Below are 26,363 nucleotides of genomic sequence, written 5' to 3' on the forward strand. Positions count from 1 at the left end.
CCCCAGTCCCCAGTCCCCAATCCCCAATACCCAATACCTAAAGATTAATAAATGGATTAATAATTGTTGGCATTGGCTGCAATTTTGTCTGGTAAACCTTAACTAATCGCTCAATACCTTTGAAACGATAATCTCCCATTTCCTCAAAGTCTGAAGGTAATGAAAGCATTTTATGAGTGGCTTGACTAATCACGCATTCACTAGGGGGACAAACTGCTTCCATGCGAGCAGCAAGATTAATCGTCGCGCCTAATGCCGTATAATCTACCCTTTGGGAACTACCGACATCTCCCACAACAGCCTTACCGCTATTAATAGCAATACGTAATTGAAGCGGTTCGTGCCAAAAACCGTTGGCATTAAGATGTTCGAGACGAGTAAGCATTCCCTGTGCAGCAGCAACAGCGCGATCGGCGTGATCTGGTTGCGGTTCTGGAGCGCCAAAAAATGCCATAATACAATCGCCAATATATTTATCTAAAGTGCCGCCCCAAGTAAAGATTTCTTTTAGCATTTCTTCAAATAAATTATTTAATAGTTGGGCGATCGCAGTTGGCGTTAACTGCTCAGAAATTGCCGTAAAGCCAACCAAATCTGCAAACAAAATACTGATTTCGCTCTCGGTGGGAGCTAAACGACCATCCGGTAATGCACCTACAGAGATCAACTGCTGCACAACTGCTGGAGAATGATAGCGTTCTAGTCGATGACGAATCATTTCTTCAGTTTTGAGTTTCTCTACCAGTAGCCAACGCTGGACGCTAGAAGCCACAATGTTTGCTAAAGCTGAAAAAAAGCTGAGTTCTTCTTCGCCTTCATTTGCCCAATGGTAAGAAGAAAAATTGGCATCGGCATACAGTACGCCCACAACTTTATTTTCATCCCATAAAGGCACTGCCATCGCGCTGCGAATGCCTTTGACCAAAATACTCTGTTCACTAGCAAACCGTTCATCCTGCTGGGTATCGGCGGTTTGAATGACAACTTTTTCGTCAAATACCTTTTGACAGATACTACGACTAATCCAACTTCCATCAGAGGGGAGATGTTTTTGTTGGGAAATATTTCTAGTAGCAGCATTGACTAATTCTAATTGACCGCAACCATTAACATCAATTAATAATGCCAAGCGATCAATACTATCAAGGTAACGAAAAACCACTTGCTGCACTTGAGAAAAAATCTCTTCTATAGACGCCGCGGCACAAAGATTTTTAGCTATGTCCACTAAGTCTTTGAGACGGGCAATGGTTTTGTCTTTATTGTTGATGTTGCCATCTTTGCTATCAGCTGCGATCCATTGCTGTTGTAATTGTTCGACATTGTGAAGGATTGTTCTTTGTTCATTAATGTCCGAAGTTCCAGAATACCCAAGTGTCTGTTGGGAAACAGGGCTTGTGAGCAGCACTAGCAGGCTAACATTGCCCAGCCAAATGATATCGCCATGATGTAACTCTTGGGGAAAGTTAACAAGATATTTATTTACTTGCGTCCCGTTTTTGCTACCCAGATCCTCAATAGTCCACACACCGTCAGCTGTTTTCAGCAAGCGGGCATGGTTGCGAGATACTCCAGCAAAAGGTAAGTACAGGTTACATTCCGGCAAACGGCCAATTGTGAATATATCTTGATCAACTGCGATCGTTGTCTCGGTATCTCCCTCTTGTAGGCGTAGCGTGAGTTCAGTCATGAGTGTGATCCATCGAAGCTAGAGGTGCAAGCAACTCTAAAGTAAGTTATACCCTACAGGTTAACCTTCACCTTTTCTTTATGACACTGTTAATTGCATTCCGACAACTGTATGTGACACATATTACATTGATTGAAGGAGGCAATTTTGCTAGAGATTCAGTTCAGAGTGGGTTTGAATCCCGTTGTCAAGGGGAGACGCCCGCCGTAGGATGCCTGTACCACTTAAGAGCGGGACGACTACGCCAACGTGGAAGCAAGGTACTCGTAGCGTCTTTTTTAGGAGAAGGGCTGTAGGCCAAAACGAGCGTCTAGAAGTTTCCTCAAACCGCACCGCCTCACTCCTGTCTTGATAAAACTCTCAAGAGTAACGTACATCTCCGATTAGTGTCAACTTAAGCCCAAACCCAACTATATGTAGTTTTCATAATAGCTTGATGAATTCTTCATAATTTAGTGATCATAATTATCTACTAGTAAATAATATAAAAGCAGCGTTGATATTGCGTGCAGTTAAAAAGTAGCTTTAAGCATCTATAGGACTCATATTTGATTGCGTGAAAAAAACTCAGTACACCTTTATTCCTTCTTCCTAGTATTGAGCGATGCACTGAGCGCACTCGTTGTGTCCCCAGTCTCTACGAGTAATTCACCGAATCAAATCGGATTGCTATATTCTTGGTAATTATTAATTCATCCTTAGCACGAACAATTAATAAAAAACTTTAGCTGCTTACTCTCAAGAATAATTGATTTATTGGAAATAATTACCTTTAGTGCTATCCATTACTATTCAGTAGAGTAACACAAACCCAAATGAATCAACGCCCGATTTTTCTTCAATTATCTAATTTGCTAATTGTCCTTGGCAGCATTTTATTAATACTATTGGCTACACTTTATCCATTTAATTTTTCCATCCCAGATAGTTTTTCCCTGCCAGAAATTTTTGCCAGTTTTAACAATGCTAGTAATTTTCAAGACCAGGTAAATAATTTTTTGCTGTTTATGCCTTTAGGTTTCGGCTTCACTAGACTCTTGCAGAAAAGAAGGATAAAAACAAGAGTGGAAGTTTGCATGGTTACCTTGGTGAGTGCTGGCTTATCGTTGACAGTTGAAGTCTTGCAAGTATTTCTACCTTCAAGAATGCCTACTCCATCAGATATTCTGAACAATAGTATTGGTGGATTTCTTGGTTTTATTTGCTTTTATCTATGGAATAGTCAAAGCTTTAAAAAAACTGTTGCACAGATAGAAAACAGTAGAGCTAGCCGCTCAATTAAACAGATAGTAGTATTTTGCATTGGATATATATTTTTGACATTCATGATTTCGCTGTTGTGGCAGAATACAATAAATTTGAGTAATTGGGATGCAAATTATCCCCTGCTGATTGGTAACGAACAGACGAGGGATAGACCTTGGCAAGGATACATGTCTGAAATTTATATTGCTGATCGAGCCATCTCAACAAATGAGGTAGCACAAGGATTAGCTGATTCAAGTTACTTTAATAATCTTGGTAATTCTCTACTAGCTAATTATCAATTAAAGGGAAAATGTTGCTATAAAGAACAGACTGGACAATTGCCAGAACTATTGTGGCAAGGACAACCCTTGGATACACAGGAAGGTAAAGGTGTTGTTTTGAGTTCTAATCATTGGCTACAAACAGCTACTCCTGTCACAACTCTCAACAAAAGAATTAGTAAAACATCTGAATTTACACTCAGCACTACCCTTACTACTGCCAACTCAGAGCAGTTTGGCCCTGCCCGCATTATTTCAATTTCCGGCAATTCACTACGTCGCAATTTGACGCTGGGACAGCAGGGGAATAACTTAGATTTTCGATTAAGAACGCCAATGACTGGAGAAAATGGAGCAGATTTAACACTGAATATACCTAATATTTTTACAGACACTAATCCTCACCACATAATCATCACTTATTCCAGAGCAACTATTCAAGTATATGTAGACAAATTACAGAACTTTTATTCTTTGAATTTATTGGAGTTGATGCCTAAAAATCAGAGAATTTTTTACTATGCACTAACTTTTGTTCCTCTAGGATTTTACTTAACGATATTAACTCTTCTAGCCAAAAGAAGATTGATACTTTCTAAGTTATTGATTCCTGGGGGGATATTAATACCTTCTCTAATATTGGAAGGTATTTTAGTAAGTGAGAGCGGTAAAAACCTCAGCCTAAAAACCCTATTACTGGGTATGTTATTTACAGGAGGAACTATGTTGATTTTGAGAGTGCGGGCTGCTCAATTAAAAATGAGAAATTAACAATTTTTCCTTTTGTGTCACGTTTATTTAATTGGGTGGTAATTCCAAACTAATTTCACCCAACAACCCCTTACGAAAATCTGTTAAAAGTTGCCTTGCAGCTCGCTCTATATCACCTTTGTAACGATGCTCCGCCAAGGCGTGCAAATAGATATCACCGGTGTCTGATGTCGAATCGATCTGGTAACGGGACTGTAATGGTTTCTTTGGTAACAAATCTGTGGCTACAGCTTCCAAGTAGTTGAGTAAATCCACTAGGGCTGCTGCTACTAATTGGTTATCATAAGATGCTTCACCGATATCATCACAAATGGCTAATTTCAATGCTGCCTCTTGGTCTTCCAACCTTAGAGGGATGACACCAGGTGCATCTAGCAATTCCAAATGTTCGGAAATTCGCACCCAACGTAGTTGGCGAGTTACCCCAGGACGAGCTGCACTTTCGACTACTCGCCGTCCCAACAGGCGGTTAATCAAAGCTGATTTACCGACATTGGGAAAACCAATCACCACAGCCCGGACTGGACGGGGTAACATGCCGCGATCGCTTCTTCTTTGATTGAGTTCTACTCCAGCAGCTTGCGCTGCCCGCGCCACTTCTGCTATACCTTTACCATGTTGAGCGTTGGTAAAATAAGGGATTTCTCCTTGACGTTTAAACCAATCTATCCACAGCGATCGCATTTGCGGCGTAATCATATCTACTCGGTTAAGTATCAACACCCGTGTCTTACCCTCTACCCACTCCCCTATTTGGGGATGGTGAGTCGCTAAGGGAATCCGGGCGTCTCGTACCTCAAACACTACATCTACGCGCTTCAGCTGTTCTTTGAGCTTCTTTTCAGCTTTCGCAATGTGACCTGGATACCATTGAATCAGGTTTAATCTATAGTTTTGAGTTATGGCCATAGTCAATTACCAAATAAATTATTATTACTTATCAATTATCATTCACTATGGCTTGATGTAAAATCAGACGATTGCCATCAGGGTCATAGGCATAAATTTCTCTGCCGTGGTCAGCAATGGAAATGTCTCCTGACGGGGGATAGCCCAAAGCAGTTAGGTGAGCGATCGCATCTTCTAAGTGACTCACCTCTAAACACAAACTTATCTTACTTTTGGCAATCCCTTCAAATTCCGATTCATTTGTGTTCTTGGGTTTAAAAATACCTAAACGCATACTAACTAAATTAAACTCAGCATAGACATTCGGAATCAAAAGAATTGGCTTTTGCTCCAGCAATTTGGTATAGAAATTCACTAAATTTTCGTAATTAACCGATGCTATGGTGACAAATGCGTTAGTGTACTGGAAAACCATAGGTGACAAATGCGTTAGTGTACTGGAAAACCATATTTGCCTATCGCCCTTTCAACTTTTGACTTACATGATGTTGAAGACGTTAGGGGAAGCAACTGGAGGTTATATCGGTTTGATGGATATGATTCTGCGAGAGACTGCAATCCGGGCTTTAAAAAAGGGACTGCAAAAAATTGATTTGGAAACTTTCAAGGAAGTAGCTGCTGAGTACAAGTGATGGAAGTGGAAAATATTAAGTCTTGACTGTTTAGAGTTCAACCATATCATGGAGAAAGCCTAAGTCATTTTTTGGGACGCTTTCAACGGGCAAATGATTTAATCCCAACTGGCTTAGGTAAGGCAGCAGGGCTTGGAGGTGCGATCGCTCGATGGGAAAAGTTTCGCTTTAATCCCCTACCATCTCGCCAGCAGTTGCAGGCTTTGGCTAAGGTTGTGGGGGTTGATACCGATAGGTTAGCGCAGATGTTACCGCCTGCTAGGGTGGGGATGAAAATAGAGCCGATTCGGTTATGTGCTGCTTGTTATGCTGACTCGCCTTGCCACAAAATTGAATGGCAGTTGAAAGTGACACTGGGATGCGTAGGCGTTCGTGTAGCGTCTCGTAAAGAAGCCCATCGCAGACATCGCCACAACTTAAGCTTGCTTTCAGAATGTCCCAACTGTGGGGCAAGATTTAAGGTTCCAGCACTGTGGGTAGATGGTTGTTGTCAAAGGTGTTTTATGTTGACAATGGCTATAAAGGTCAATCAGGTTTTGCTCACGTTCTTGTAGAGGGCGGGGATTAGTCATATACTGGCTCTTCTTCCAGTAGTTCTAAATCCTTCTCCCAAGCAATATCGGCAGATGTCCAAGCGGCACTGAGGCTGTCTTTGCTTAACCAAATTAGGTAGCACCAACTCCAGCAGCAAAGATGGGGAGCAAACTCCTAAAGATAAAGATACTGGGCTTGCCTTGCTTGAGGTAAAACAATTCGATCTTACATGGGATCACATCGTTCTGAGTGAAAAAATTTTTGATCCGCTGCAAGAAATCGTCCTCGAAAACCGTAAGCAAGACATACTCGCAGCCTATAACCTTAAGCCCAAAAACAAATTGCTATTCTGTGGCCCACCTGGCTGTGGCAAAACTCAAACTGCAAAAGTCCTCTCCAGCGCACTAGGGCTGCCGCTCGTTTATGTGAACCTAACGGCAGTATTCTCTTCTTACTTAGGTGAAACTGCAACCAATCTTCAGAAGATTTTTACTTACATTGAAAAGGGAGAATGGCTTGTTTTGTTTGATGAGTTTGATGCGATCGCGGGCGATCGCGATAACTTAAATGAACATGATGAAGTCAAACGCTTAGTGAATAGCTTGCTACAACTTATCGATAATGCGACTAAACAAAGCTCATAAATAGAAATAATCTCAGATAATCCGATTGTAATCACACAGGGATATTCTCGTGACCACACGACAACCACCTCAAACAATGTATTTTAGATTTAATAGAATTTATTTTTTGAGGTTTACTTAGGTGTCCAAATGTACATTAACTAATTATTTGTCAATTTAACAAAATATTGTCATAAAATTCAAAATACCTAAACCCCTGATATAGCAAGGATTATATCAGGGGTTTTGCTATTGAAGACAGTAATACCCCTCCAACTCAGTATTAACAAATTAGATGTCAAATAGCTGAAATTTCGCATTTTAATTGTCACTTCCCAGAAACCTGGAAAATAGTGGTTTTGCATAAATTAACAAATTATTTGTCAATTTACTAGTATAATACAACTATGTTTTGATAAAACATAGTATGCAGAATACAGAATCTTCTACAACTTCTACAACTTGGGCAAGCTCCGCAGATGTTAATAACGATCTTGCTGAAGCAAACGTTATTGTTTCTAAACTTTCGGATGAAACTTTGCTGAAAATAGAGGTGATTCAAAGTCTTTTAGAAAATAGCGATCACACTACATATACTCAAAAGCTCAAGGAAGCGGCAGAAAAGCTTGGTAAGTCAGTACGTACAGTACGACGGCTAGTAGAGAAATGGGAACAGGAGGGTTTGGCTGGACTGGCGCAAAATCAACGCCTGGATAAAGGGAAGCACCGAGTTGATGAAAACTGGCAAGAGTTTATTTTGAATACCTATAAGGAGGGTAATAAGGGAAGTAAAAGGATGACTCGCCAACAGGTATTTATCAAAGTTAAGGCAAAGGCTGATGAACTGGGAGTTAAACCTCCTTCCCACATGACGGTTTACCGAATTTTACAACCGTTAATAGATAAAATTGAACAAGCTAAAAGTATTCGCAGTCCGGGTTGGCGTGGTTCGCGCTTATCAGTTAAAACCCGTGATGGAAAAGATTTACAGATAGAACATAGTAACCAAGTTTGGCAATGCGACCATACCCGTGTTGATGTTTTATTAGTAGATCAGCATGGCAAAATTCTTAGTCGTCCTTGGTTAACAACGGTTATTGATAGTTATTCGCGCTGCATTATGGGGATTAACTTGGGTTACGATGCACCAAGTTCTCAGGTTCTAGCTTTGGCGCTACGTCATGCAATTTTGCCTAAGCAATATGGTTCAGAATATGGACTTCACGAAGAATGGGGTACTTCTGGTTTGCCGCAACACTTTTATACGGATGGGGGTATAGATTTTCGTTCTAACCATTTACAGCAAATAGGAGTGCAGTTAGGGTTTGTTTGTCATTTGCGCGATCGCCCTAGTGAAGGTGGTAGTGTTGAACGTCCATTTAAAACTCTAAACACAGAATTATTCTCAACTTTACAAGGATACACAGGTTCAAACGTTCAAGAGCGACCAGAGGAAGCGGAGAAAGAAGCTTGCTTAACGTTGCGGCAGTTAGAGCAAACGTTGGTACGTTACATCGTTGATAACTATAACCAGCGACTTGACGCTCGAATGGGCGACCAGACAAGATTTCAACGTTGGGAATCTGGTTTAATTGCTTCCCCTGATTTACTTTCCGAGAGGGATTTGGATATTTGCCTAATGAAGCAAACACGGCGACAAATTCAACGCGGGGGATATCTGCAATTTGAAAACTTGATGTATCGAGGTGAACTTTTAGCGGGTTACGCAGGCGAAAGTGTTGTGTTGCGATATGACCCCAGAGATATCACAACGATTTTGGTTTATTGCACAGAAGGGGATAAAGAGGTATTTATTGCTCGTGCTTATGCTCAAGATTTGGAGACAGAAGAACTATCTCTAGATGAAGCAAAAGCTAGCAGCCGTAAAGTGCGGGAAGCGGGTAAGGCTGTGAGTAATCGGTCAATTTTGGCAGAAGTTAGGGAACGCGAAACATTCCAAACTCAAAAGAAAACCAAAAAAGAGCGCCAAAAAGTAGAACAGGCTGAGGTCAAAAAAGCTAAACAACTTATACCTGTTGAGCTAGAGGAAGTAGTAGAGGTGGTATCTATTGACAGCGAAACTGAGTCAGAGATGCCAGAAGTATTTGATTACGAACAAATGCGTGAAGATTACGGGTGGTAAAAATGACTTTACAAGAAGCTCAAGTGATCGCCAAACAATTGGGCAATATTCCCGTTAATAGCGAGAAATTGCAAGAGGAAATTCAGCGATTAAATCGTAAAGGTTATGTTCCACTGGAACAAGTACAAATTCTTCATGACTGGCTGGAAGGGAAGCGCCAATCACGGCAGTCTGGTCGTGTGGTAGGTGAATCAAGAACAGGTAAAACTATGGGTTGTGATGCCTATAGGCTTAGGAATAAACCCTCTCAAGTTGCAGGAAAGCCCCCAACTGTACCTGTGGCTTATATCCAAATTCCCCAGGAGTGCGGTGCTAAAGAATTATTTGGGGTAATTATGGAGCATTTGAAATATCAAGTAACTAAAGGAACAGTAGCAGAAATTCGAGATAGAACACTGCGGGTTCTTAAAGGTTGCGGGGTGGAGATGTTGATTATTGATGAAGCTGACCGTTTTAAGCCGAAAACTTTTGCGGAAGTGCGTGATATTTTTGACAGGTTGGAAATAGCAGTGATTTTGGTGGGAACTGACCGCTTAGATGCAGTAATTAAGCGGGATGAGCAGGTTTACAACCGTTTTCGGTCTTGTCACCGTTTTGGGAAGATGTCAGGGGAAGACTTTAAGCGAACCGTGGATATTTGGGAGAAGCAAATACTCAGATTGCCAGTTGCTTCCAACCTTTCGAGTAAGACGATGTTGAAGACGTTGGGGGAAGCAACTGGAGGTTATATCGGTTTGATGGATATGATTTTGCGAGAGACTGCAATCCGGGCTTTAAAAAAGGGACTGCAAAAAGTTGATTTGGAAACTTTGAAGGAAGTAGCTACTGAATACAAGTGATGGAAGTAGAAAATATTAAGCCTTGGCTGTTTAGAGTTCAACCATATCAAGGAGAAAGCCTGAGTCATTTTTTGGGACGTTTTCGACGGGCAAATGATTTAACCCCTACTGGATTAGGTAAAGCAGCAGGACTGGGAGGTGCGATCGCAAAATGGGAAAAGTTTCGGTTTAATCCCCCACCGTCTCACCAGCAGTTGGAAGCTTTAGCTACTGTGGTAGGAGTTGATGCTGACAGGTTAGCGCAGATGTTGCCATCTGCTGGGGTAGGGATGAAAATGGAGCCGATTCGTTTATGTGCTGCTTGTTATGCTGAGTCGCCTTGTCACAAGATTGAGTGGCAGTTAAAGGTAACGCAGGAATGCGATCGCCACAAGTTAAGCTTGCTTTCAGAATGTCCCAACTGTGGGGCTAGGTTTAAGGTTCCAGCACTATGGATGGATGCGTGGTGTCAGAGGTGTTTTACGCCGTTTGTCGATATGGCAAAGTGTTAGAAGCATTATTGAATGATAATCCTATATTATGAAACGACGTTGACCTGCAAAAGAATATTTGATTACAATGCGTTAGCGGTAGTGTGCTTAAGAGCGTTAGCTCCTCTGAAAGAGGTTCGCCACAAATTCAGTTTACTTTCTGAATGTGATATTTATGGGGCAACTTGGTCTGACTGCTCCACTTCCAGATTAAAAATAATTGTGAAAGTCACGCTTGGTACGAGTCGGCGCAGAGCTTGTAAATGAGCCTCAGCGTAACTCCGGCGACGAAAACGGGCAACAATTTGGTGTTGCATAGTGGGAAAATGGCGGACTACACACCAAGGATTTAATTTTTCCACGTAGGTCATAATATTCTCTTGACAATACTTGTGATTTAGCTGGCTAATTTAGGTTGAATAAAACTCAAATTCTGGTTCAAAAATTTCCTAGACAAAAGCCACCCTAGTGTGAGGGTGGCTGGTAAAGAAATGTCAGGTTGATATTGAAATTTGCTAACTTTTCAATTCCTATTTATGCCGATTAGGGAAACAGACCTTTTTTAAGAGTTCTTCAGGAATACCCTCAAAGCCTTCTAGTAGAAAATCCATCAGAGCAAGATGGCGTAAATCGGAAGGCATGGGACGGCGATAGTTGCGCCCTTTAGAGAACCAGCGCCGGACAGTTGAAACTGAACGGGAGCAAATTCGGGCGATCGCCTCATGATTAACATCCCATTTGGCATAAAATTTATTGGGTGTCATTCCTAGTTGACAATGGCTGTAAAGGTCAATCAGGTTTTGCTCACGTTCTTGCAAAGGACGGGGATTAGTCATAACACTGACTCCGATTCCAGTGGTTCTAGATCCTCTTCCCAAGCAAAATCGGCAGATGTCCAAGCTGCACTGGGGCTGTTTTTGCTTAACCAAATTAGGTAACACCATGTCCAGCAGCAAAGATGGGGAGCAAAACTGTAAAATCTGCCGATCACTATTCCCCAGTCGGTATTAGAACCAAGCCAGCGTAATCTATCGCCGTACAAAAAGCGGGGTGTTTTCGCTGTATCAGGAAAATCGCCGGGTAAATCAACAAAAAGTTTCTGGTTAATGAACTCTGGAAATAAATCTTGGTGATTTTGAGCGATGCCTTTGGCATCGCTCAAAGCCAACGCACTCAAGTAATTAGCAATCAGTTCAGCGTCAATGCTCTGGGTTAGTTGAGCAATCAGTACCACCGCTAAAGTTTCTTGTTCTTGCTGTTCACAGTAATCGCTGAGTTTCGCCAATAGTTGAGCAATACCGAAGTCATCTAAAGCTTGTAGATAACTTCTATGTTCATCTGTTTTGTCGCAAACAGGCTTTAACATGGAATATGTCTCCTGTATAGAGGGGGCCAAAAGTCAGCGTCTTCCCTGCAAAAGTTGAGCGCTGGCTTTTGACTTATCAGTAATTATACATAATTTTAATGTTTATTTAGTTTTATTTATGTGTTTTTATTGATTTAATATAGAAACACATAGATAAGTTGATGATAGTCACATGGGGAAAGTTGTAGTCAGTATTTACATGGAAGAAGAAGACAAAGAAGCTCTGCAACAACTTGCGGATGCAGAGGAGCGTTCTTTGTCGCAAATGGCAGTGTTAATTCTCAAACGAGCCGTTAAACAAGCGCAGGCAGAAGGGATAATTCCACCGAATCAGGAAAAAGGGAAATGAGGCGTAGATGCGTAGCGGCTTGTCGCCAGACATATTTAGTTGTCTTTGCTATGAACCCACATTCTGGGAAAAAGAAGATGGAGCAAAAGCAACTAGGCAATCCAGTAGAAAAGGCTGCCTCAGTTAGAGAACTTGAGGAATGATTCCTGTCAAGTGTAATATTTCAGTGCTAAGGTAGATGGTCTTTTAGGTCTTTAAACTCTGTATAGTACAAAAATACTATAATCAATTAGGGTACATAAAGTATCCAATCTCGGTTCTAAAGTATGGCACGTGGCGAAATTCTCAGAAAACTCTTCAGAAGCTTCTCTCGCAATGAGAGAGAAGAGTTTTTGGCTGCGGCTATGGAACTTATTGAGGAAGAAAAGAATAAAAACCACATTCTACTTGCTAGAGATTTAGAAAAGCTGCTCCAAAATGGCAATGGATACACCAAACCCCTAGCTTCTAACCTGCCTAAGAGCAACCAGTTTTCTGAACCTCCTAAAGATAAAGATACTGGGCTTGCCTTACTTGAGGTAAAACAATTCGATCTTACATGGGATCACATCGTCCTGAGTGAGAAAATTTTTGATACGCTGCAAGAAATCGTTCTCGAAAACCGTAAGCAAGACATACTCGCAGCCTATAACCTCAAGCCCAAAAACAAATTGCTATTCTGTGGCCCACCTGGCTGTGGCAAAACTCAAACTGCAAAAGTCCTCTCCAGCGCACTAGGGCTGCCACTCGTTTATGTGAACCTAACGGCAGTATTCTCGTCTTACTTAGGTGAAACTGCAACCAATCTTCAGAAAATTTTTTCCTACATTGAAAAGGGAGAATGGCTTGTTTTGTTTGATGAGTTTGATGCGATCGCCCGTGATCGCGATAACTTAAATGAACATGGTGAAGTCAAACGCTTAGTGAATAGCTTGCTACAACTTATCGATAATGCGACTAATCAAAGCATATTTGTCGCAGCCACCAATCATGAGAAACTGCTAGACAGTGCCGTTTGGCGACGATTTGATGAAGTTATTTTCTTTGATAACCCATCGCTTGAAATGCGGACGGCTCTTTTAAGTCGTTACTTATCTGCTATCCGTTATACTGCTATTAATCTGTCTGCCTTTGCTGCTCGACTTGAGAACGCTACTGGGGCAGATATAGAGCGTATTTGCTCTGATGCGATTAAAGCCGTGATTCTACGGGGTGAACGTACCTTGACTGCTGATGATTTAGAGGTAGCGATAGGGCGTTATTTAGAAAGACAAAGTATAATAGCAAACTCAAGAGAATTATTTACGTCGAACCACAATGGGTAGTCAGTTTGAACACCTGAAATTACCGAGAATAATAAATATTGAATTACCTCGGCGATCTACTGGTGGTTTTGGGGGTACAAAACGTACTAATGTTAGTGAACACGGTAAGCAGCTATTAGATCAAATTTCTACCCTAATTGATCCTGTTAAGCAAAAGACCAGTCCTTTCCGTCTTGACCCAAAATTGATTTTTAAAATCAAAATTGCTAAAAATTATTCTTTGTCAGACAACTTGGTAACTCAAACAGGACTTAATGTCCTAGCACGTGAACCTAATAAAGCTATTGTTGTGTTTTCATCTGACAATGAGCTAACTGAATTCAAGAAGCGGTTAGAGAATTACAGCCAAATTGAAGAAGGCCTCAAATATGAGTACTTGGGGGCAATCGATGAGCTAGTTCCCCTCGAAGCTGAAGATCGAATTGGTCGTCTGTTAGAACTAAAGCCTGTAGAACCTGGTGAGCTTGCTGCTTTAGATTTAGAACTCTGGCACACAGGCGATCGCAAAGAAATGCGAAAGTATTTAGATGATATTGCCGATGTCCTAGAAAGTTTAACCAGCGATACTGCTCCTATGAGAATGAGTGATAGCTACATAGGTGACTATCTCTGTATTGCTCGGATTAAAGTTACTGACGAAATTTTAAATCTTTTGCTGCTAGAGGAAATTGTTAAAGAAATTGATCGCCCTCCCCAACCTGCTTTTGAGACAACTGCTGACTATAATCTGCCAATTTCCAATTTTCCCGAAGTTGTTCCCCCACCTGAAGATAATTGTGGGATTCTTGTTATCGACTCTGGCGTACCGCGTGGTCATCCTTTGATTGCTCCGGTACTGGGTGAGGCTGAAGTATTCCCAGATGCAAAACGGAAAGTTATACAAGGTGGCCCTGACGATGTACATGGACATGGTACAAGTGTCGCTGGAATTGCTATTTATGGAAATGTTGAGAACTGCATTAAACAACGTTCATTCGATCCAACAGCTTGGTTATTTTCTGCTCGTGTAACAGATGAGAATAACAAATATGATGAGGATCTTCTCTTAGAAACTCAACTTGATGAAGCCATTCATGCTTTTATTGAACAGTATCCTAATTGCAAAGTCATAAATATCTCGCTAGGTAATGATGAACAAATTTACCGAGATGGTCTGAAGCAGTTTCGGCTAGCTGCCAAGATAGATGAAATTGCGTATCAATACCAGCATAAAAACATTGTGTTTGTAATTTCAGCTGGAAATGCTTTCTATGAAGAAGCAGAGTCAAATGAGCAATTACTAACTGATTACCCGAATTATCTACTGAACAAGAGCGCTCGAATTATTGATCCAGCAACTTCAGCAATTGCATTGACCGTAGGTTCTTTATCATTTGGTCGCGGTAGTATTACAGAACCTTCTGATGTTCGTCGTCAGGCGATCGCAAATTTATCAGGGTACCCTTCTCCATTTACCAGAACTGGCTTTGGCGTAGATGGGATGATTAAACCTGATGTTGTGGACTTTGGTGGAGATTTAGTGTTAGACCTCAGTTATCGAGAAAGTCTAGGTCTACCTAAAGTCAATGTATTGCCAGATAGTATAGCTAGTGTTTCTATTCTAACTCTATCCAAAAATTTCAACAGTTCTTTATTTCATATCTGTAGTGGTACGAGCTTTGCTGCGCCTCGTGTTGCTAACCTTGCTGCTCAACTTTTTACAAAATATCCAGATGCTAGTTCTAATCTAATTCGGGCCCTTATTGTTAACTCTGCGGTTCTTCCTAAAGAAATTCCACCCGAATTTCAATGTAACAGTAACCAATCCCAGAGTCAAAACACAAAGCAAATTGAGAACCAACTAGCAATTTATGGCTATGGACAGAGTGATTTGGAACGTGCAATGTATTCTGCTGAGAATTACGTTGTTTTATCAGAAGACAATATCTTGATTCCAGTAGGCAAGTTTCATATTTATGAAATTCCTCAATTGCCGCCTGAATTTTTTGAAGTAAAAGGTACTCGTATATTATCAATCACCTTAGTATTTGATCCACCAACTCGTCCTACTCGTGGAGACTCATATTTAGGAGTCACGATGGAATTCAATCTTTTTAAAGGGATTGACCGCGAAAGTATCGTGAATGCTTATGTAAATGCTAGCAAAACAGATGCCCCTGATAAATTTGCAGAAATATCAATGGAAAATTTGAAGAAAAACAATGGTTCTGGCATCTTGGTCGATTTATCTCCTGGTTCTAACCTTCGGAAAAAAGGAACGGTACAAAGGGGACAAGTAAAAATCTTTCCTCAATCCACTAAATATGATAAAGGAAACATGATCTTAATTGTGAGTTGTAACCGTAAATGGGCAAATCCAGATGAAATAGAAATGCAACGTTATGCTTTAGTAGCTTCCATTAGTCATTCCGATCCGCAAGTTAATCTATATAATCGGATGAGACTCCAGATTAATCAGAGAAGTGATAGAGAGCAAGAGCGACTACGAGGAAGAGTTTGATTGATAATCCGGCAATGAGAGTCAGCGTAGTATAACTTTATAAGACACTGGAATTTTAACTTGACTTGTTTTTAAGGATGTAATCGCACTTTCCAAGCCAAACTCTACACCATCAAGCGATCGCTCCATGAATCCTAATCCCTGCTGAACCAATCAGGTTACAGCAATACATGAGATGCTTACTGGTAGTCTCTACTATAAAACCTACCAAACAGTAAACAAGTGTTTGATGGTTCTTATAAAGATGCGATCGCCACAAATTAAGTTTGCTGTCAGAATGTCCAAACTGTGGCGCTAGATTCAAAATTCCGGTGTTGCAGGCGAATGATTGCTGTCAAAGGCGCTTTCTGCCGTTCACGGAAATGGTAAAGTGACATTGATATCCTAATTATTACAAATCTGGCAATCTCCGCACTACAGACTCGATTTTATTAGGCTCTAAAATTCTAGAAATAGTTACATCCCGAATAGGACGATCATCGCTACTGGGGTTAAGTCCATTGTCTCTCATCTGTTGATCAGTCCACAGTAGATCAAATCCACGTTCGATCAAGACTCCTATCTGATCTGTAATCAAGTATCTAGCATGAGGCATCTCTTGCCCACGTCCAGACTCTTCTTTGAGTTTTAGTGTAAAATCAAAGCTATATCTTCGTTTCATCTCAGCCTCAAACTGGCGTAGCAAGTTTTTTATATCAATTATTTCCTGATCAGATAAATATCTAGTATCTAGACCGCTATACACCTCAAAAATTCGTCCAGTTCGAGATGATGATTCTTGTAAAAAAATATCAAAAACCCATTCCAGCGTAGTTTTATAGTGTTCTGGAATGAAGTTCTTCGTCGCTCGTCCAATCATCCGGTCATAGATTTTAATATGTTTAGCATCTCTGAATAATGGTATTAATATTTGCTCTTCAAATTTTTCTTGATTCCACTCTCTATCATTGAGTGTGAGTGGCGAAATCTGCCGTCTATGTTGAAAAAATCTTGATATTGAGTATTCGGCAGTATCAATTGGTCGAATTGGTAAACTTTGATTTTTTACACATTGACAGCAATCTTCTGTTGTGAAAATAGCATTGGGGGAACAAGTTAAGGCAATACCAATACACTGCTTACAATAATCAATATTACACTGTGAACATAATGTATACTCTTTGGGTGATATAACAAAACGATTTTTTATTCTCAGTTGCTTTATTAATTCTTTAGCAGGTTTTCTAAATTCAACTGGCCATTTTTCTATGGCTTCAATGATTGCATTCGATATATATTTATCACTATCTAACAGAACAACACAATTTTCTGTCAAATCATACAGCAATTGAATATTGGTGCTACAAAATGATTTTTGTGCTGACACATCGTCAGGTAATCCATTGAATACAGAGGGAGAAACAATAGTTCTAAAAAGCATATCAAGAAAATATTTCTTTAAAATCGTCTTCAAAAAATCCGTCTGGCCACTCATCAATGAAGTCGCCTTCTTCGTCTAGCCTTAATTCTAAGCATTGTGAGCCTTCTGAGTTGGAATCAACATAAATCACTGAAACGTCTTCTGGTTTTAACTGTCCTTCACGAATCAGTTTTTGTAGCCTGAGCATGAGATGCTCACTGTGAGTTTCTAGAAGAAATCTGTTGTTATATGGAGGTTTAATACTTTCTGCAAATACAGAACCTAGTTCAGCCTGGAGTCTAGGATGTAGATGAATTTCTGGCTGTTCAATGGCAACCAACGCATCCGATAGACCATAACAAGATACTAGAATCGGAATAACTTGACTAATGCCAATGCCTACGTCCCGGTGACTGACTGCTGTTTTAGTTCTCTTGTCAATCAGGACTAAATCTGAAATGCGATCGCCTCCTGAAGTCATCTCCTGTACCCAGGTTTCTGATAAGCTATCAGTATCAGTGAGCATGGAAACCAGTTCTTCAACTTCGGGTAGAACACTATCAGAATTCAGGTCAATAGCCGCAGCTTCAACATCACCTCTTAGCCGTTCAATCTCTTCTTGAATATCACTCCCAAATCCAGCAGCATGGACAATCAGCTTAGTGGTTAAATCGTGTAAACTTTTGGCAATTCGGGGATAAAGTTCAGCAGCAAGTTGAGAATCTGGCAAAAGACTACGCACTACTAGCTCATAAGGGGACTTCATCCTGTTGCTATCTCCCAGCCAAGCATTCACCTTTTGGCGAACTTCAGCGTTATTTAGGAGGATGTCCCAAGCATAACCACCGCCAGCATACCAGTTAGCATCTTGTTGCCGAGAAAACGCAAAATGCCGGGGTGGATAGGTGCGAAATGGCCCTAAATATCTTAGTTTTCCAATATCTCGTTCTACAGTCTCGGTAATTGCTCCAATCAATTCGCTGAGTCTGTAAGGTAGAATCAGACGCAGAGTATCAGCTAAATCCTCTTGTTGTCCTGGCTTGGGATTAAGTTTGGGAATTAAGATGTCCCCGTCATCTCCAACTTGAATTTTTGTTGGTAGTAAGCGAGAAACTTGTGCTGTAATCTCTGGGACAAGTTCATCGATCGCTTTCTCAATTTTCTCCCGATCCTCTGGAGTTACTTTCAGGGTAAATGTATTCGCCTCTAAAATTGCTTGAATTAAGTTACTGAGAATTGGGTGTTGGTAATCGAGGTGATCTAACTGAAGCTTTCCTTGAGGGCGAGAACTCATGCTTAAAACTCGTCTGTCATCGGCTTCGATAAAGAAAGACCGTACTCTTACCCTTCCTTTTCCTAAACGAGTACCAATCCCAACACCTACAGTCAGCTTTTTAATTGGTTGTAAAAGGTCAACTAAACCCTGATCTAGTGTACTTAGCTGTTTAGGGTCAATATCTACTGACCACTCTACCTGACTACGGCGATCGCGTTTATGAACATATTGCCCAAAACCTCCCAAATCAACAGAATCACCCCCGGCTTCTGTACGGTAGATGTCCAATTCTCTATTTTTAATAGCGTGATGTGCTAACAAAAGGCTGTGAATGATGCTGGATTTTCCTGAACTGTTAGCTCCAAAAATCAAGGTGAGGGGACGAAGCGGGATGTATTGTTGATCAGCGAAAGCTTTGAAGTTACCGATTCGTAAAGCGGTTAAGGCATTGGATGTTAATAATTTTCTTTTTGGTAATTTTGTAGTAAAAGAATTAGCAACCAGTTCTAGACGGGCATGAGTTACTGTCTTGAGAGACACAGGGCTATTGACTTGCAAGGAAACGCTATGCTCTAGTGATGCTAAAGCTAAACCTAAAGACATCGTTTTAGTTCCACCCGTGTAGTCTGCGTAAAGGTTATTGTCTGGTTGTAACTGTTTTAACCTAATAATGCTTGCTACTGCCACTTCATAGCATTCAGTTAAGTCATCCGGGTTTTGAATAATCTTTAGATCGCGCTCTGGCTGAAAGCGATCGCCTAACTCCACTAGCTTAGGAATGTTTGGGTATCTTTTAACAAGATTTCCGTGAATAATTTCACAAGGAAGCCCTTCGCCTATGATTTGGGACTTGAAGTTTTCGCTACATAAAAATACAATCTGATCCGGTTGTATATGCTGAATTGCTTTAACAATAGGTGCGGGAGATTTTCCAACTGTTACTAAGAGAATTTTTTTAGGCATATAAATATTAATGAGCCAGTATTATCACAATAGGGAAAGCTGCTGAAAATCTGCGTTATCCCTCAAATTTAGAGCTTTTGCTTGTTCCTCCATTTCTGCAAGCAGTTCTTTCATGTGTGCTTCTCGCCATTTTGCTGTGAGTTCTCCAGAAAAAGCACGATAAAGGAGAACATCAAATAATTTTTCTAGTTTTTCTTTCGTTTTACTAATACCAGCCAAACTTACTCTACACTCTGTAACTGCTATCTGGAATTTCTTCAACTGTTCCTGAGAGGGAATTAAAATTGGCAGATTGAGTAGTTCATCAGTATCAAATTTTCTTGTCCCATGTCCTGCTGTACCCACTTGGGACAATATTTTACGGCTAGATGCTTTTAATGCAGCGTGTAGATATGTTGAATCAATATCATTGCAGTTAGGATAAAGTGCTTTCATATCTTGATTAATTGTTAATCGATTAGCTGCTAATGCAATAGGAATGGTATGCGCTAGAATCATTCCCCTAACTACAATTAAGATTGCACCTGACTCTACATATTTTATATTCGTTTCTGCTATTGCTTTTTGAGATATATGCTCAATAGAATCAAAAATTATATCTTGCTTCATATCTTTGGGAGATACCCAAGGAATATCTCCATCCCAATAATCTGGATTTTTTTTCGACGGTGTTCCCCCACTCTGAATATTTACTAAACTCCCTAGAGTTTCAGTATTTATATCTGTCCAAGTTGACGGCTCACCAAACATTTTTATGAATAGCGCAGGCAAAATGCGATCGGCTTTAGCATCAGCATCAGCCCGCATTTTTCGCAGTGCATCAGCTTGATCTAGAATCTCAACTATACGGCGTTGTTCAGAGGGAGGAGGGAGGGGTAGGTAATAAGTTTTAAGAAAATCCTCTGGAACTCTTTGCTGTCCCACACCGCCACGCATACTTTGTTTAGCTAAATTGCGAAAACTTTGCTGTCTTATAAAGTAATAGATATATTCAGGCAGGACTGATTTATTAGGTCTTAGAACATGAAACTCAGTTGAACCAAATCCCAAACTATTAACTAAATTTTTCGCTAAAGCTGCCTTGCCATTTTCCATACAAGGAGTAATTTTGGCAAAGAGGATGTCATTTTCTTGAAAAGGCGTATATCCACGTCTAACTTTACTTAAAGTACGAATTTCTGGAAAAACTATTGAAGCTGTTTTCTCTGAAACAGCAGACATCGACACAAAAGTTACTTCTGTTTCATCAGGTAAGCTAGTCCATTCTCGATTTCGAGGGTTAATATTTGCTGCAATAGAAAGAGGTACAATAGGCCACTTCATGAAACTGCCTCCAGATCATGAAGCAGCTTTTCCAAACCAGATGCAATACATTTCTCAATTTCCAAAACTTCTCGAATCAACTCAACTGGATCATCATCAGAAACAGTCTCAGTTACCTGTGGCTTATAACGCCCAGCAGCTAAATTGTAATCATTTTCGGCAATAGTCTCCAAAGATGCCCACCAGCATCGGGGTTCATCACTTCCCGGCTTCAGCAACTCCCCCTTTTCAAAACCTGGAGGTTGCACAAAACCCGACTCCCGATAAACCTTCCACTGCTTTAATAAATTCGGAATATCATTAAGTTCTGGCGTTTCCGGTCTACCCCCGCCGGAAATCTTATCAGGATCGTAACCATCATTTTTAACTTCATAGAACCAAACTTGATTCACCTGACGCACCGCAGATTCCATTGGATTGCGAACTACCAGCACCGCCGTCTTCACCCCCGTATATGGCTTAAACACCCCCGCAGGTAAAGAAACCACCGCCAATAAATCAAATTCTGTCACCAGTTTTTTACGCAAATCCACATGAGCGCCTGTAGAACCAAACAGTAACCCTTCTGGTACAACCACCGCACACTTTCCACCCGCTACCAAAGACTTCATGATTGCAGCCAAAAACAGCAATTCACTTTTTTTGGAATTTGTCGGTAAATCCGCACGGATAGAATCTTTGGGTAACGTTCCCGCAAAAGGGGGATTATCAAACATCACCTTATAGCGACGGCGCAAATCATCTTCTGTCAGTCCCCCCATATCTGACAAGACATTTGCTACTTTCAGCTTGGCGTTGCGAATTCCATGCAGCACCAAGTTCATCATCGAAATTCGCATCATCTGGCGGGAGACATCAAAGCCATAAATCGACTCTTCCAACAGTTTCCAGTCAGGTAATCTATCCCCATTTCCTTTGCGATAAATCTGGAGATTGGGGATTTGCTGTTTTGCTTGAGCCAAAGTCAGTCCCCGTTTTTCCAGCCAATCCTCACCGTAAATCGGCACTTCTATGGGATTTTCGCTGTACTTAGCCAAAATATACTCAATACTATCAATCAAAAATCCTGCTGTTCCACAAGCCAAATCACAGATAGTATCCCCCAAATCAGGGTCAACCATCTCCACCATAAACGCCCGTATCTGTCGGGGAGTACGGAATTGACCATTAAGTGCAGATTGACCTAAATGGGTTAGTAGATACTCAAAAATATCACCTTTGACATCCTGACCCATTTTGAGGAAATCCAAGTTATCGAGTTCATCAACTACCAACTTGAGAACATTCGGGTCATTAATTTCTAAAACCGCATCCCGGAAATACTCTGCCACTTTTGGCTCATCTTTCAGCAAAGAATTCGCCATGTAGGGGAAAACTTCATCCCGCAGAAAGTCGCGCAGTTCAGTACCACTCTTGAAACGCCATTTTGACCAGCGATAACGTTCTGCTTGCTGGGGAAATAGTAATTTAGCATTACCATTATTACCCATGAGGCGATCGCGTAACTCCCGATTTGCTTCTTCTTCATCCAGCAGCTTCAGGTATATCAGGTAAGAAATCTGCTCAATATAGGTGACAGGATTTGTTACCCCACCAGCCCATAAAGTATCAGTAATATGCTTGAGTTTGCGACGAATTTCTGAATCCATATTTTTCTCTTAACCCTCTGTACCTGTAGCATCCACCGCGAACACAGAGCGGTTTAGTTCATCAAAAATATCCCGCAATCCCTGCTCACCAAACAGTTCTATACCTAAACCAGCAGCATTCAGAACTGAAAGGGGTGGCAAGAATAAATCATCTATGGTTAGCTGACCTTTGGCAATACCCCGATTTTTCAACAAAGAAAGATACTGAGCTTGGGCTGGTGCGAAAGAGTGAGAAACCAACCAAGCTCTAAAGTTTTCTTCTAATGATTCTTCGTGACTTTTAATCTTTAATGTTCCCAATGCAGCCCGAATAAAATCAATCAGGCTACCATTATAATTGCGGTAAGCTCGCCGCAGGTTTTCTTCATTAAAATAGTACCGGGGCGTATTCAAACGCCGCACCAGTTCCGTTTCTTCGGTTTCCGTCAACAATTCTCCATCCCGAATTTTCTGGAGTGTTGGATCATTATTAACAGCAGATTGGATAGTTTGCTCCCAGTTAGTGAGATAATCCCGTTTATCAACCCGTTCCCCTTCTGTACCTACTTCTACATAACTGACATATTGCTGCCATCTATCCCTAAGTCCTAATTCAATTAATTCTGACCGAGAACGGGATAGTTGCTGATTGCTTCTAGTTGATACATGACCTCGACCAGTTTCGGCATAAATATCAGTATCGCTATCATTGAAATATTCGTGATTTCTGAAAAAATCATAAATAACAAACTTGCGTTTATCAATATGTGGCGCAGTCCTTGTCCCCCGTCCACGAATTTGCTGATAAAGAATTGGACTCCGCACTGTACGACACATAACTAAATGCAAAATTTCCCGGCAATCAAAGCCAGTATTGAGCATATCCACACTGACTGCAACTTGTGGGTAATCCTCATATTTGAACTGACGAATTAAATCATCTGCATTAGCAACATCACTTGTAATTACTTCAGCGTAACGCCCCTTACATTCTGGATGTAACTCGTTCAGATATCTGGTTAACCTTGCCGCATGATTTTTTGTCAAAGCAAATACTATTGACTTACCAGGCCCAATCTTTTGTCCTGGGGCTAATTCTTGATAATTCTCCCAAGCCAGCCTATCAAACTCCTGCATCATTAGGCGGTTACTGGCCTCATTAGTCCACTTGCGTTCAAAGTCTGCTGGGTCATAAGAAACCTCATCAACTTCAGCACCTTCAGCAATAATTTCAGTTATGCCAGTAGCGAACCGATAGGGAATAAGATACTTTTGTTCAAATGCCGTTTGAATAGAGTAAGTAAAATCTGGCTGCTCATTTCGGCAGTTGTAGAAATCAAAAGTATTACGTTCAATGTAAGCTGCTGGCGTAGCAGTTAAACCAATATGAAACGCATCAAAATGAGTAAGTGCAGTCTGCCAAACACCATAAATCGAACGGTGACATTCATCAGCTACAACAACATCAAAATAGCCGCTAGTAAACTCCCGATATCGGCTAATCATTGTTTGGAGTAAGCAAACTGTAATTTGCTGCTCTTGCCGGATCACACTTGGTTTGAGCCAGTAGCTACCATACTGATTTAAAACATCTTGAATTGCTTCTAATGCCTGTTTTGCTAATTGTTCTCTATCTACTAAAAACAGGATTTTTTCGGCATATCCCGATTGAATCAGGCGTTTTAATTGCAGGCAAATTAAATCAGTTTTACCTGTCCCAGTTGGCAGTTCGAGTAAAAATCGCCGTTTACGCAATTCAACTGCATGGTCAATAGCTTGCATAGTTTCCCTTTGATAGGGACGGACTAAGCGAGTTTCACCCTGTCGAGTGTAATATTCAGGAATTTCAATAGTAGCTAGAGGTTGACGGGTTGAGCGCATTTCAAGCAATCGCTCTAAATCCCGCCGTGAGAAAAAAGAATTGACAATCCGGGCATCATCGTTTTGATAGTCCCAGAAATAAATCAGTTCGCCATTACTGAGGAAAATAAACGGTGCTTCCAACTTCCGAGCATAGGGAAGTGGTTGATTTTTAGCAACATAAGGCTCAATAGCACGCTTCTTAGCTTCAATTACAGCCAACGGACGACCTCTTTGGTCAAGTAGTAGATAATCAGCTCTCCCTCTTCTTCCATCTGCCATTTGAGCCGAAACTTCAGTCATTACCTGAGATTTATCAGCCGGGTTCCATCCTGCTTGGCGGAGAAGGTCATCAATATTAATACGTGCGTCTGTCTCTTTGCTAAAGTCGCTCATCAAATCACTCCTGTCTTACCAAAGTTAGCACGAAGCCCTCAGCGTCAGTGCTTTTTCCGCTTTATCCCAGAAGTTTTAACTTTTTCCCAACTTTAGCGCCAACTTTTGATAAATTTCGTCCAACCACACCGGAATTACAGGCTTACCTGCATCCAAAGATGCGATCGCCTTTTTTCTGTCAAACTCCACAAGTTCAAGCGAACGCTCCTGTACTTGGGACAACAACATAAACCGCTTACCTTTACCTGAAATAAATAACTCCGGCTCTTGATCTTTCAGCTTTTTCAACGTGGTGCTGGCTATGTCAAAACTTAACCCCACAGATAGCCAATATGACATTGCAGCCAGTTCCAGCAAATTGGACTTTGAGTAATAAATACTACGCCCTGTACCAGTATCACTGATTACAGGAACAATCACCCCCCTCTCTCGCCAATACTGTAGCTGACGAAGGGTACAGCCTGTGATTTCAGCAGCTTCTTTGCTTGTAAAAAATGTCTCCTGCATACAATTTATTTTACAGAAGACTTGTTTAATACAATTATGTTAGTATTAGACAATATTGTTTTAAAGCGATGAGCCAAATCACTATTCAGTGTCGTCTTGTAGCCTCAGAATCATCACGCCACCAACTATGGAAGTTGATGGCGGAGTTAAATACGCCACTGATTAATGAACTACTACGTCAGGTAAGTCAACACCCAGAGTTTGAGACTTGGCGACAAAAGGGCAAACACCCCACTAGTATTGTTAAAGAACTCTGCGAACCTTTGAAAACTGACCCTCGCTTTATTGGTCAGCCTGGACGGTTTTATACGAGTGCGATCGCATTAGTGAACTACATATATAAATCATGGTTTGCCCTGATGAAGCGATCGCAGTTCCAACTAGAAGGCAAAATTCGCTGGTTGGAAATGCTCAAAAGTGATGTTGAATTGGTAGAAAGTAGTGGTGTCAGCTTAGATACTCTTCGCACCAAAGCTGCTGAAATTTTGGTTCAACTTACTCTCCTCAATACTGCTGAAACTCAATCAACAAATGGGAAAAAAGCTAAAAAGCGCAAAAAATCTCAAAATTCAGATAGCAACAGTTTATCAAAGAACTTATTTGAGTCCTATCGCAAGACAGAAGATAACTTGACTCGTTGTGCTATCAGCTATTTGCTCAAAAATGGTTGCAAAATCAACGATAAAGAGGAAGACGCTAAAAAATTTGCTCAACGCCGTCGTAAACTTGAAATTCAGATTGAACGCCTCAGAGAACAGCTAGAAACACGAATTCCCAAAGGTCGAGATTTAACCGATACCAAATGGTTAGAAACTATTGTTGTTGCCACTCATAACGTTCCAACAAATGAAGCCGAGGCAAAATTTTGGCAAGACAGCCTTTTAAGACAATCTAGCAAAGTACCTTTCCCGGTAGCTTACGAAACCAGCGAAGACATGACTTGGTTTAAAAACCAGTTTGGGCGCATCTGTGTAAAATTCAAATGTTTGAGTAAGCATAGTTTTCAAGTGTATTGTGATTCTCGCCACCTTCACTGGTTTCAACGCTTCCTAGAAGATCAACAAATTAAGAAAAATAGCAAAAATCAACACTCAAGTAGCCTATTCACCCTGCGTAGTGGGCGTATTGCTTGGCAAGAAGAGGAAGGCAAAGGCGATCCTTGGAATGTGTAATCGTTTAACCCTCTACTGTTCTGTAGATACCCGCCTATGGACGACTGAAGGAACGAATCAAGTAAGGGAAGAGAAAGCTGAAGAAATCGCTAAAATTATCACTAATACAAAAGCCAAAGGCGACCTTAACTCACATCTTGCACCTGACCGAATAAACCCGTAGAAGGCAAATAAAGAGTA

General features: G+C 40.9%; 26 protein-coding genes. 13 read left to right on the forward strand and 13 right to left on the reverse strand.

Annotated elements, in window-relative coordinates:
• Positions 1–37: 37 nt before the first annotated feature.
• A complete protein-coding gene (locus tag ACFFAP_RS16390) occupies positions 38–1,690 on the reverse strand; it encodes an adenylate/guanylate cyclase domain-containing protein (protein ID WP_375512199.1) in 1,653 nt (550 codons plus the stop codon).
• 815 nt (positions 1,691–2,505) lie between these two features.
• On the opposite strand from ACFFAP_RS16390, the gene ACFFAP_RS16395 reads away from it, so the two are divergent.
• A complete protein-coding gene (locus ACFFAP_RS16395) occupies positions 2,506–3,990 on the forward strand; it encodes a VanZ family protein (RefSeq protein WP_375512200.1) in 1,485 nt (494 codons plus the stop codon).
• Between the two features lie 27 nt (positions 3,991–4,017).
• Here the strand turns inward: ACFFAP_RS16395 and ylqF are convergent, their stop codons facing one another.
• The gene (gene ylqF, locus ACFFAP_RS16400) at positions 4,018–4,899 is read right to left on the reverse strand and encodes a ribosome biogenesis GTPase YlqF (RefSeq protein ID WP_375512201.1); all 882 of its coding nucleotides are present in this window, start codon (positions 4,897–4,899) and stop codon (positions 4,018–4,020) included.
• Between the two features lie 31 nt (positions 4,900–4,930).
• On the reverse strand, positions 4,931–5,314 hold the full coding sequence (locus ACFFAP_RS16405; RefSeq protein ID WP_375512202.1) for a VOC family protein: 384 nt from the start codon (positions 5,312–5,314) through the stop codon (positions 4,931–4,933).
• Here ACFFAP_RS16405 and ACFFAP_RS16410 point away from each other — a divergent pair.
• From ACFFAP_RS16410 to ACFFAP_RS16435, 6 genes are all read left to right on the forward strand, one after another.
• Positions 5,280–5,531, forward strand: coding sequence for a hypothetical protein (locus ACFFAP_RS16410; protein WP_375512222.1), 252 nt, complete (start codon positions 5,280–5,282; stop codon positions 5,529–5,531). The genes ACFFAP_RS16405 and ACFFAP_RS16410 overlap by 35 nt on opposite strands.
• Before the next feature lie 26 nt (positions 5,532–5,557).
• Positions 5,558–6,085 carry a TniQ family protein gene (locus tag ACFFAP_RS16415; protein WP_375512221.1) on the forward strand — a complete coding sequence of 176 codons (528 nt, stop codon included), beginning with the start codon at positions 5,558–5,560 and terminating at the stop codon, positions 6,083–6,085.
• 180 nt (positions 6,086–6,265) lie between these two features.
• A complete protein-coding gene (locus ACFFAP_RS16420; protein WP_375512203.1) occupies positions 6,266–6,709 on the forward strand; it encodes an AAA family ATPase in 444 nt (147 codons plus the stop codon).
• A 406-nt stretch (positions 6,710–7,115) separates the two neighbouring features.
• Complete coding sequence (locus ACFFAP_RS16425; protein ID WP_375512204.1) at positions 7,116–8,831, forward strand: Mu transposase C-terminal domain-containing protein; 1,716 nt, start codon at positions 7,116–7,118, stop codon at positions 8,829–8,831.
• A gap of 2 nt (positions 8,832–8,833) precedes the next feature.
• Positions 8,834–9,670 carry a TniB family NTP-binding protein gene (locus tag ACFFAP_RS16430; protein WP_375512205.1) on the forward strand — a complete coding sequence of 279 codons (837 nt, stop codon included), beginning with the start codon at positions 8,834–8,836 and terminating at the stop codon, positions 9,668–9,670.
• Positions 9,670–10,161: a TniQ family protein gene (locus tag ACFFAP_RS16435; protein ID WP_375512206.1), complete on the forward strand. Its 492-nt coding sequence runs from the start codon at positions 9,670–9,672 to the stop codon at positions 10,159–10,161. Before ACFFAP_RS16430 ends, ACFFAP_RS16435 begins: the two co-directional genes overlap by 1 nt.
• 152 nt (positions 10,162–10,313) lie before the next feature.
• On the opposite strand, the gene ACFFAP_RS16440 is transcribed toward ACFFAP_RS16435, so the two are convergent.
• The 3 genes from ACFFAP_RS16440 to ACFFAP_RS16450 form a co-directional block, all read right to left on the reverse strand.
• Positions 10,314–10,511 (reverse strand): hypothetical protein, encoded by a 198-nt coding sequence (locus ACFFAP_RS16440; protein WP_334924422.1) that lies wholly within the window; start codon positions 10,509–10,511, stop codon positions 10,314–10,316.
• Positions 10,512–10,670: 159 nt separating this feature from the next.
• The gene (locus ACFFAP_RS16445; protein WP_335080669.1) at positions 10,671–10,976 is read right to left on the reverse strand and encodes a helix-turn-helix domain-containing protein; all 306 of its coding nucleotides are present in this window, start codon (positions 10,974–10,976) and stop codon (positions 10,671–10,673) included.
• On the reverse strand, positions 10,973–11,506 hold the full coding sequence (locus tag ACFFAP_RS16450) for a hypothetical protein (RefSeq protein ID WP_375512207.1): 534 nt from the start codon (positions 11,504–11,506) through the stop codon (positions 10,973–10,975). Before ACFFAP_RS16450 ends, ACFFAP_RS16445 begins: the two co-directional genes overlap by 4 nt.
• Positions 11,507–11,678: 172 nt before the next feature.
• Here ACFFAP_RS16450 and ACFFAP_RS16455 point away from each other — a divergent pair, with 172 nt between their 5' ends.
• The 4 genes from ACFFAP_RS16455 to ACFFAP_RS16470 all read left to right on the forward strand — a co-directional run bounded on the left by ACFFAP_RS16455 (position 11,679) and on the right by ACFFAP_RS16470 (position 15,659).
• Complete coding sequence (locus ACFFAP_RS16455) at positions 11,679–11,855, forward strand: ribbon-helix-helix protein, CopG family (RefSeq protein WP_375512208.1); 177 nt, start codon at positions 11,679–11,681, stop codon at positions 11,853–11,855.
• Positions 11,852–11,998: a hypothetical protein gene (locus tag ACFFAP_RS16460; protein WP_375512209.1), complete on the forward strand. Its 147-nt coding sequence runs from the start codon at positions 11,852–11,854 to the stop codon at positions 11,996–11,998. The genes ACFFAP_RS16455 and ACFFAP_RS16460 overlap by 4 nt, the downstream gene beginning before the upstream one ends.
• A gap of 123 nt (positions 11,999–12,121) precedes the next feature.
• Positions 12,122–13,159: an AAA family ATPase gene (locus ACFFAP_RS16465; RefSeq protein ID WP_375512210.1), complete on the forward strand. Its 1,038-nt coding sequence runs from the start codon at positions 12,122–12,124 to the stop codon at positions 13,157–13,159.
• Entirely contained in the window at positions 13,152–15,659 is a 2,508-nt protein-coding gene (locus tag ACFFAP_RS16470; protein ID WP_375512211.1) for a S8 family peptidase, read from the forward strand. The genes ACFFAP_RS16465 and ACFFAP_RS16470 overlap by 8 nt, the downstream gene beginning before the upstream one ends.
• Before the next feature lie 112 nt (positions 15,660–15,771).
• Here the strand turns inward: ACFFAP_RS16470 and ACFFAP_RS16475 are convergent, their stop codons facing one another.
• The 7 genes from ACFFAP_RS16475 to ACFFAP_RS16505 all read right to left on the reverse strand — a co-directional run bounded on the left by ACFFAP_RS16475 (position 15,772) and on the right by ACFFAP_RS16505 (position 25,011).
• A complete protein-coding gene (locus tag ACFFAP_RS16475; protein ID WP_375512212.1) occupies positions 15,772–15,963 on the reverse strand; it encodes a hypothetical protein in 192 nt (63 codons plus the stop codon).
• Between the two features lie 87 nt (positions 15,964–16,050).
• Entirely contained in the window at positions 16,051–17,133 is a 1,083-nt protein-coding gene (locus tag ACFFAP_RS16480) for a hypothetical protein (RefSeq protein ID WP_375512213.1), read from the reverse strand.
• On the reverse strand, positions 17,081–19,297 hold the full coding sequence (locus tag ACFFAP_RS16485) for a DUF3696 domain-containing protein (protein WP_375512214.1): 2,217 nt from the start codon (positions 19,295–19,297) through the stop codon (positions 17,081–17,083). Before ACFFAP_RS16485 ends, ACFFAP_RS16480 begins: the two co-directional genes overlap by 53 nt.
• Positions 19,298–19,321: 24 nt before the next feature.
• Positions 19,322–20,620 carry a restriction endonuclease subunit S gene (locus ACFFAP_RS16490; protein WP_375512215.1) on the reverse strand — a complete coding sequence of 433 codons (1,299 nt, stop codon included), beginning with the start codon at positions 20,618–20,620 and terminating at the stop codon, positions 19,322–19,324.
• Positions 20,617–22,269, reverse strand: a complete 1,653-nt coding sequence (locus tag ACFFAP_RS16495; protein WP_375512216.1) for an N-6 DNA methylase — start codon at positions 22,267–22,269, stop codon at positions 20,617–20,619. Before ACFFAP_RS16495 ends, ACFFAP_RS16490 begins: the two co-directional genes overlap by 4 nt.
• Positions 22,270–22,278: 9 nt before the next feature.
• Positions 22,279–24,504: a DEAD/DEAH box helicase family protein gene (locus ACFFAP_RS16500; RefSeq protein WP_375512217.1), complete on the reverse strand. Its 2,226-nt coding sequence runs from the start codon at positions 24,502–24,504 to the stop codon at positions 22,279–22,281.
• Between the two features lie 75 nt (positions 24,505–24,579).
• Positions 24,580–25,011 (reverse strand): MerR family transcriptional regulator, encoded by a 432-nt coding sequence (locus ACFFAP_RS16505; protein ID WP_375512218.1) that lies wholly within the window; start codon positions 25,009–25,011, stop codon positions 24,580–24,582.
• Positions 25,012–25,079: 68 nt separating this feature from the next.
• On the opposite strand from ACFFAP_RS16505, the gene cas12k reads away from it, so the two are divergent.
• Together cas12k and ACFFAP_RS16515 are read left to right on the forward strand one after the other, a co-directional pair.
• The gene (gene cas12k / locus ACFFAP_RS16510) at positions 25,080–26,183 is read left to right on the forward strand and encodes a type V CRISPR-associated protein Cas12k (protein WP_375512219.1); all 1,104 of its coding nucleotides are present in this window, start codon (positions 25,080–25,082) and stop codon (positions 26,181–26,183) included.
• Positions 26,176–26,346 carry a hypothetical protein gene (locus ACFFAP_RS16515; RefSeq protein WP_375512220.1) on the forward strand — a complete coding sequence of 57 codons (171 nt, stop codon included), beginning with the start codon at positions 26,176–26,178 and terminating at the stop codon, positions 26,344–26,346. Before cas12k ends, ACFFAP_RS16515 begins: the two co-directional genes overlap by 8 nt.
• Positions 26,347–26,363 lie beyond the last annotated feature (17 nt).

Source organism: uncultured Nostoc sp., assembly GCF_964245575.1.
Taxonomy (GTDB): Bacteria; Cyanobacteriota; Cyanobacteriia; order Cyanobacteriales; family Nostocaceae; genus Nostoc.

Excerpts from the sequence above, each read along its gene's own strand:
- ACFFAP_RS16435 (WP_375512206.1), top strand. The coding sequence starts at position 9,670 with ATGGAAGTAGAAAATATTAAGCCTTGGCTGTTTAGAGTTCAACCATAT.
- ACFFAP_RS16495 (WP_375512216.1), bottom strand. The coding sequence starts at position 22,269 with ATGGATTCAGAAATTCGTCGCAAACTCAAGCATATTACTGATACTTTA.
- ACFFAP_RS16430 (WP_375512205.1), top strand. The coding sequence starts at position 8,834 with ATGACTTTACAAGAAGCTCAAGTGATCGCCAAACAATTGGGCAATATT.
- ACFFAP_RS16450 (WP_375512207.1), bottom strand. The coding sequence starts at position 11,506 with ATGTTAAAGCCTGTTTGCGACAAAACAGATGAACATAGAAGTTATCTA.
- ACFFAP_RS16390 (WP_375512199.1), bottom strand. The coding sequence starts at position 1,690 with ATGACTGAACTCACGCTACGCCTACAAGAGGGAGATACCGAGACAACG.
- ACFFAP_RS16395 (WP_375512200.1), top strand. The coding sequence starts at position 2,506 with ATGAATCAACGCCCGATTTTTCTTCAATTATCTAATTTGCTAATTGTC.
- ACFFAP_RS16425 (WP_375512204.1), top strand. The coding sequence starts at position 7,116 with ATGCAGAATACAGAATCTTCTACAACTTCTACAACTTGGGCAAGCTCC.
- ACFFAP_RS16455 (WP_375512208.1), top strand. The coding sequence starts at position 11,679 with ATGGGGAAAGTTGTAGTCAGTATTTACATGGAAGAAGAAGACAAAGAA.
- ACFFAP_RS16460 (WP_375512209.1), top strand. The coding sequence starts at position 11,852 with ATGAGGCGTAGATGCGTAGCGGCTTGTCGCCAGACATATTTAGTTGTC.
- ACFFAP_RS16410 (WP_375512222.1), top strand. The coding sequence starts at position 5,280 with ATGGTGACAAATGCGTTAGTGTACTGGAAAACCATAGGTGACAAATGC.
- ACFFAP_RS16490 (WP_375512215.1), bottom strand. The coding sequence starts at position 20,620 with ATGAAGTGGCCTATTGTACCTCTTTCTATTGCAGCAAATATTAACCCT.
- cas12k (WP_375512219.1), top strand. The coding sequence starts at position 25,080 with ATGAGCCAAATCACTATTCAGTGTCGTCTTGTAGCCTCAGAATCATCA.
- ACFFAP_RS16505 (WP_375512218.1), bottom strand. The coding sequence starts at position 25,011 with ATGCAGGAGACATTTTTTACAAGCAAAGAAGCTGCTGAAATCACAGGC.
- ACFFAP_RS16515 (WP_375512220.1), top strand. The coding sequence starts at position 26,176 with ATGTGTAATCGTTTAACCCTCTACTGTTCTGTAGATACCCGCCTATGG.
- ACFFAP_RS16500 (WP_375512217.1), bottom strand. The coding sequence starts at position 24,504 with ATGAGCGACTTTAGCAAAGAGACAGACGCACGTATTAATATTGATGAC.
- ACFFAP_RS16485 (WP_375512214.1), bottom strand. The coding sequence starts at position 19,297 with ATGCCTAAAAAAATTCTCTTAGTAACAGTTGGAAAATCTCCCGCACCT.
- ACFFAP_RS16480 (WP_375512213.1), bottom strand. The coding sequence starts at position 17,133 with ATGAGTGGCCAGACGGATTTTTTGAAGACGATTTTAAAGAAATATTTT.
- ACFFAP_RS16470 (WP_375512211.1), top strand. The coding sequence starts at position 13,152 with ATGGGTAGTCAGTTTGAACACCTGAAATTACCGAGAATAATAAATATT.
- ACFFAP_RS16445 (WP_335080669.1), bottom strand. The coding sequence starts at position 10,976 with ATGACTAATCCCCGTCCTTTGCAAGAACGTGAGCAAAACCTGATTGAC.
- ylqF (WP_375512201.1), bottom strand. The coding sequence starts at position 4,899 with ATGGCCATAACTCAAAACTATAGATTAAACCTGATTCAATGGTATCCA.
- ACFFAP_RS16465 (WP_375512210.1), top strand. The coding sequence starts at position 12,122 with ATGGCACGTGGCGAAATTCTCAGAAAACTCTTCAGAAGCTTCTCTCGC.
- ACFFAP_RS16440 (WP_334924422.1), bottom strand. The coding sequence starts at position 10,511 with ATGACCTACGTGGAAAAATTAAATCCTTGGTGTGTAGTCCGCCATTTT.
- ACFFAP_RS16405 (WP_375512202.1), bottom strand. The coding sequence starts at position 5,314 with ATGGTTTTCCAGTACACTAACGCATTTGTCACCATAGCATCGGTTAAT.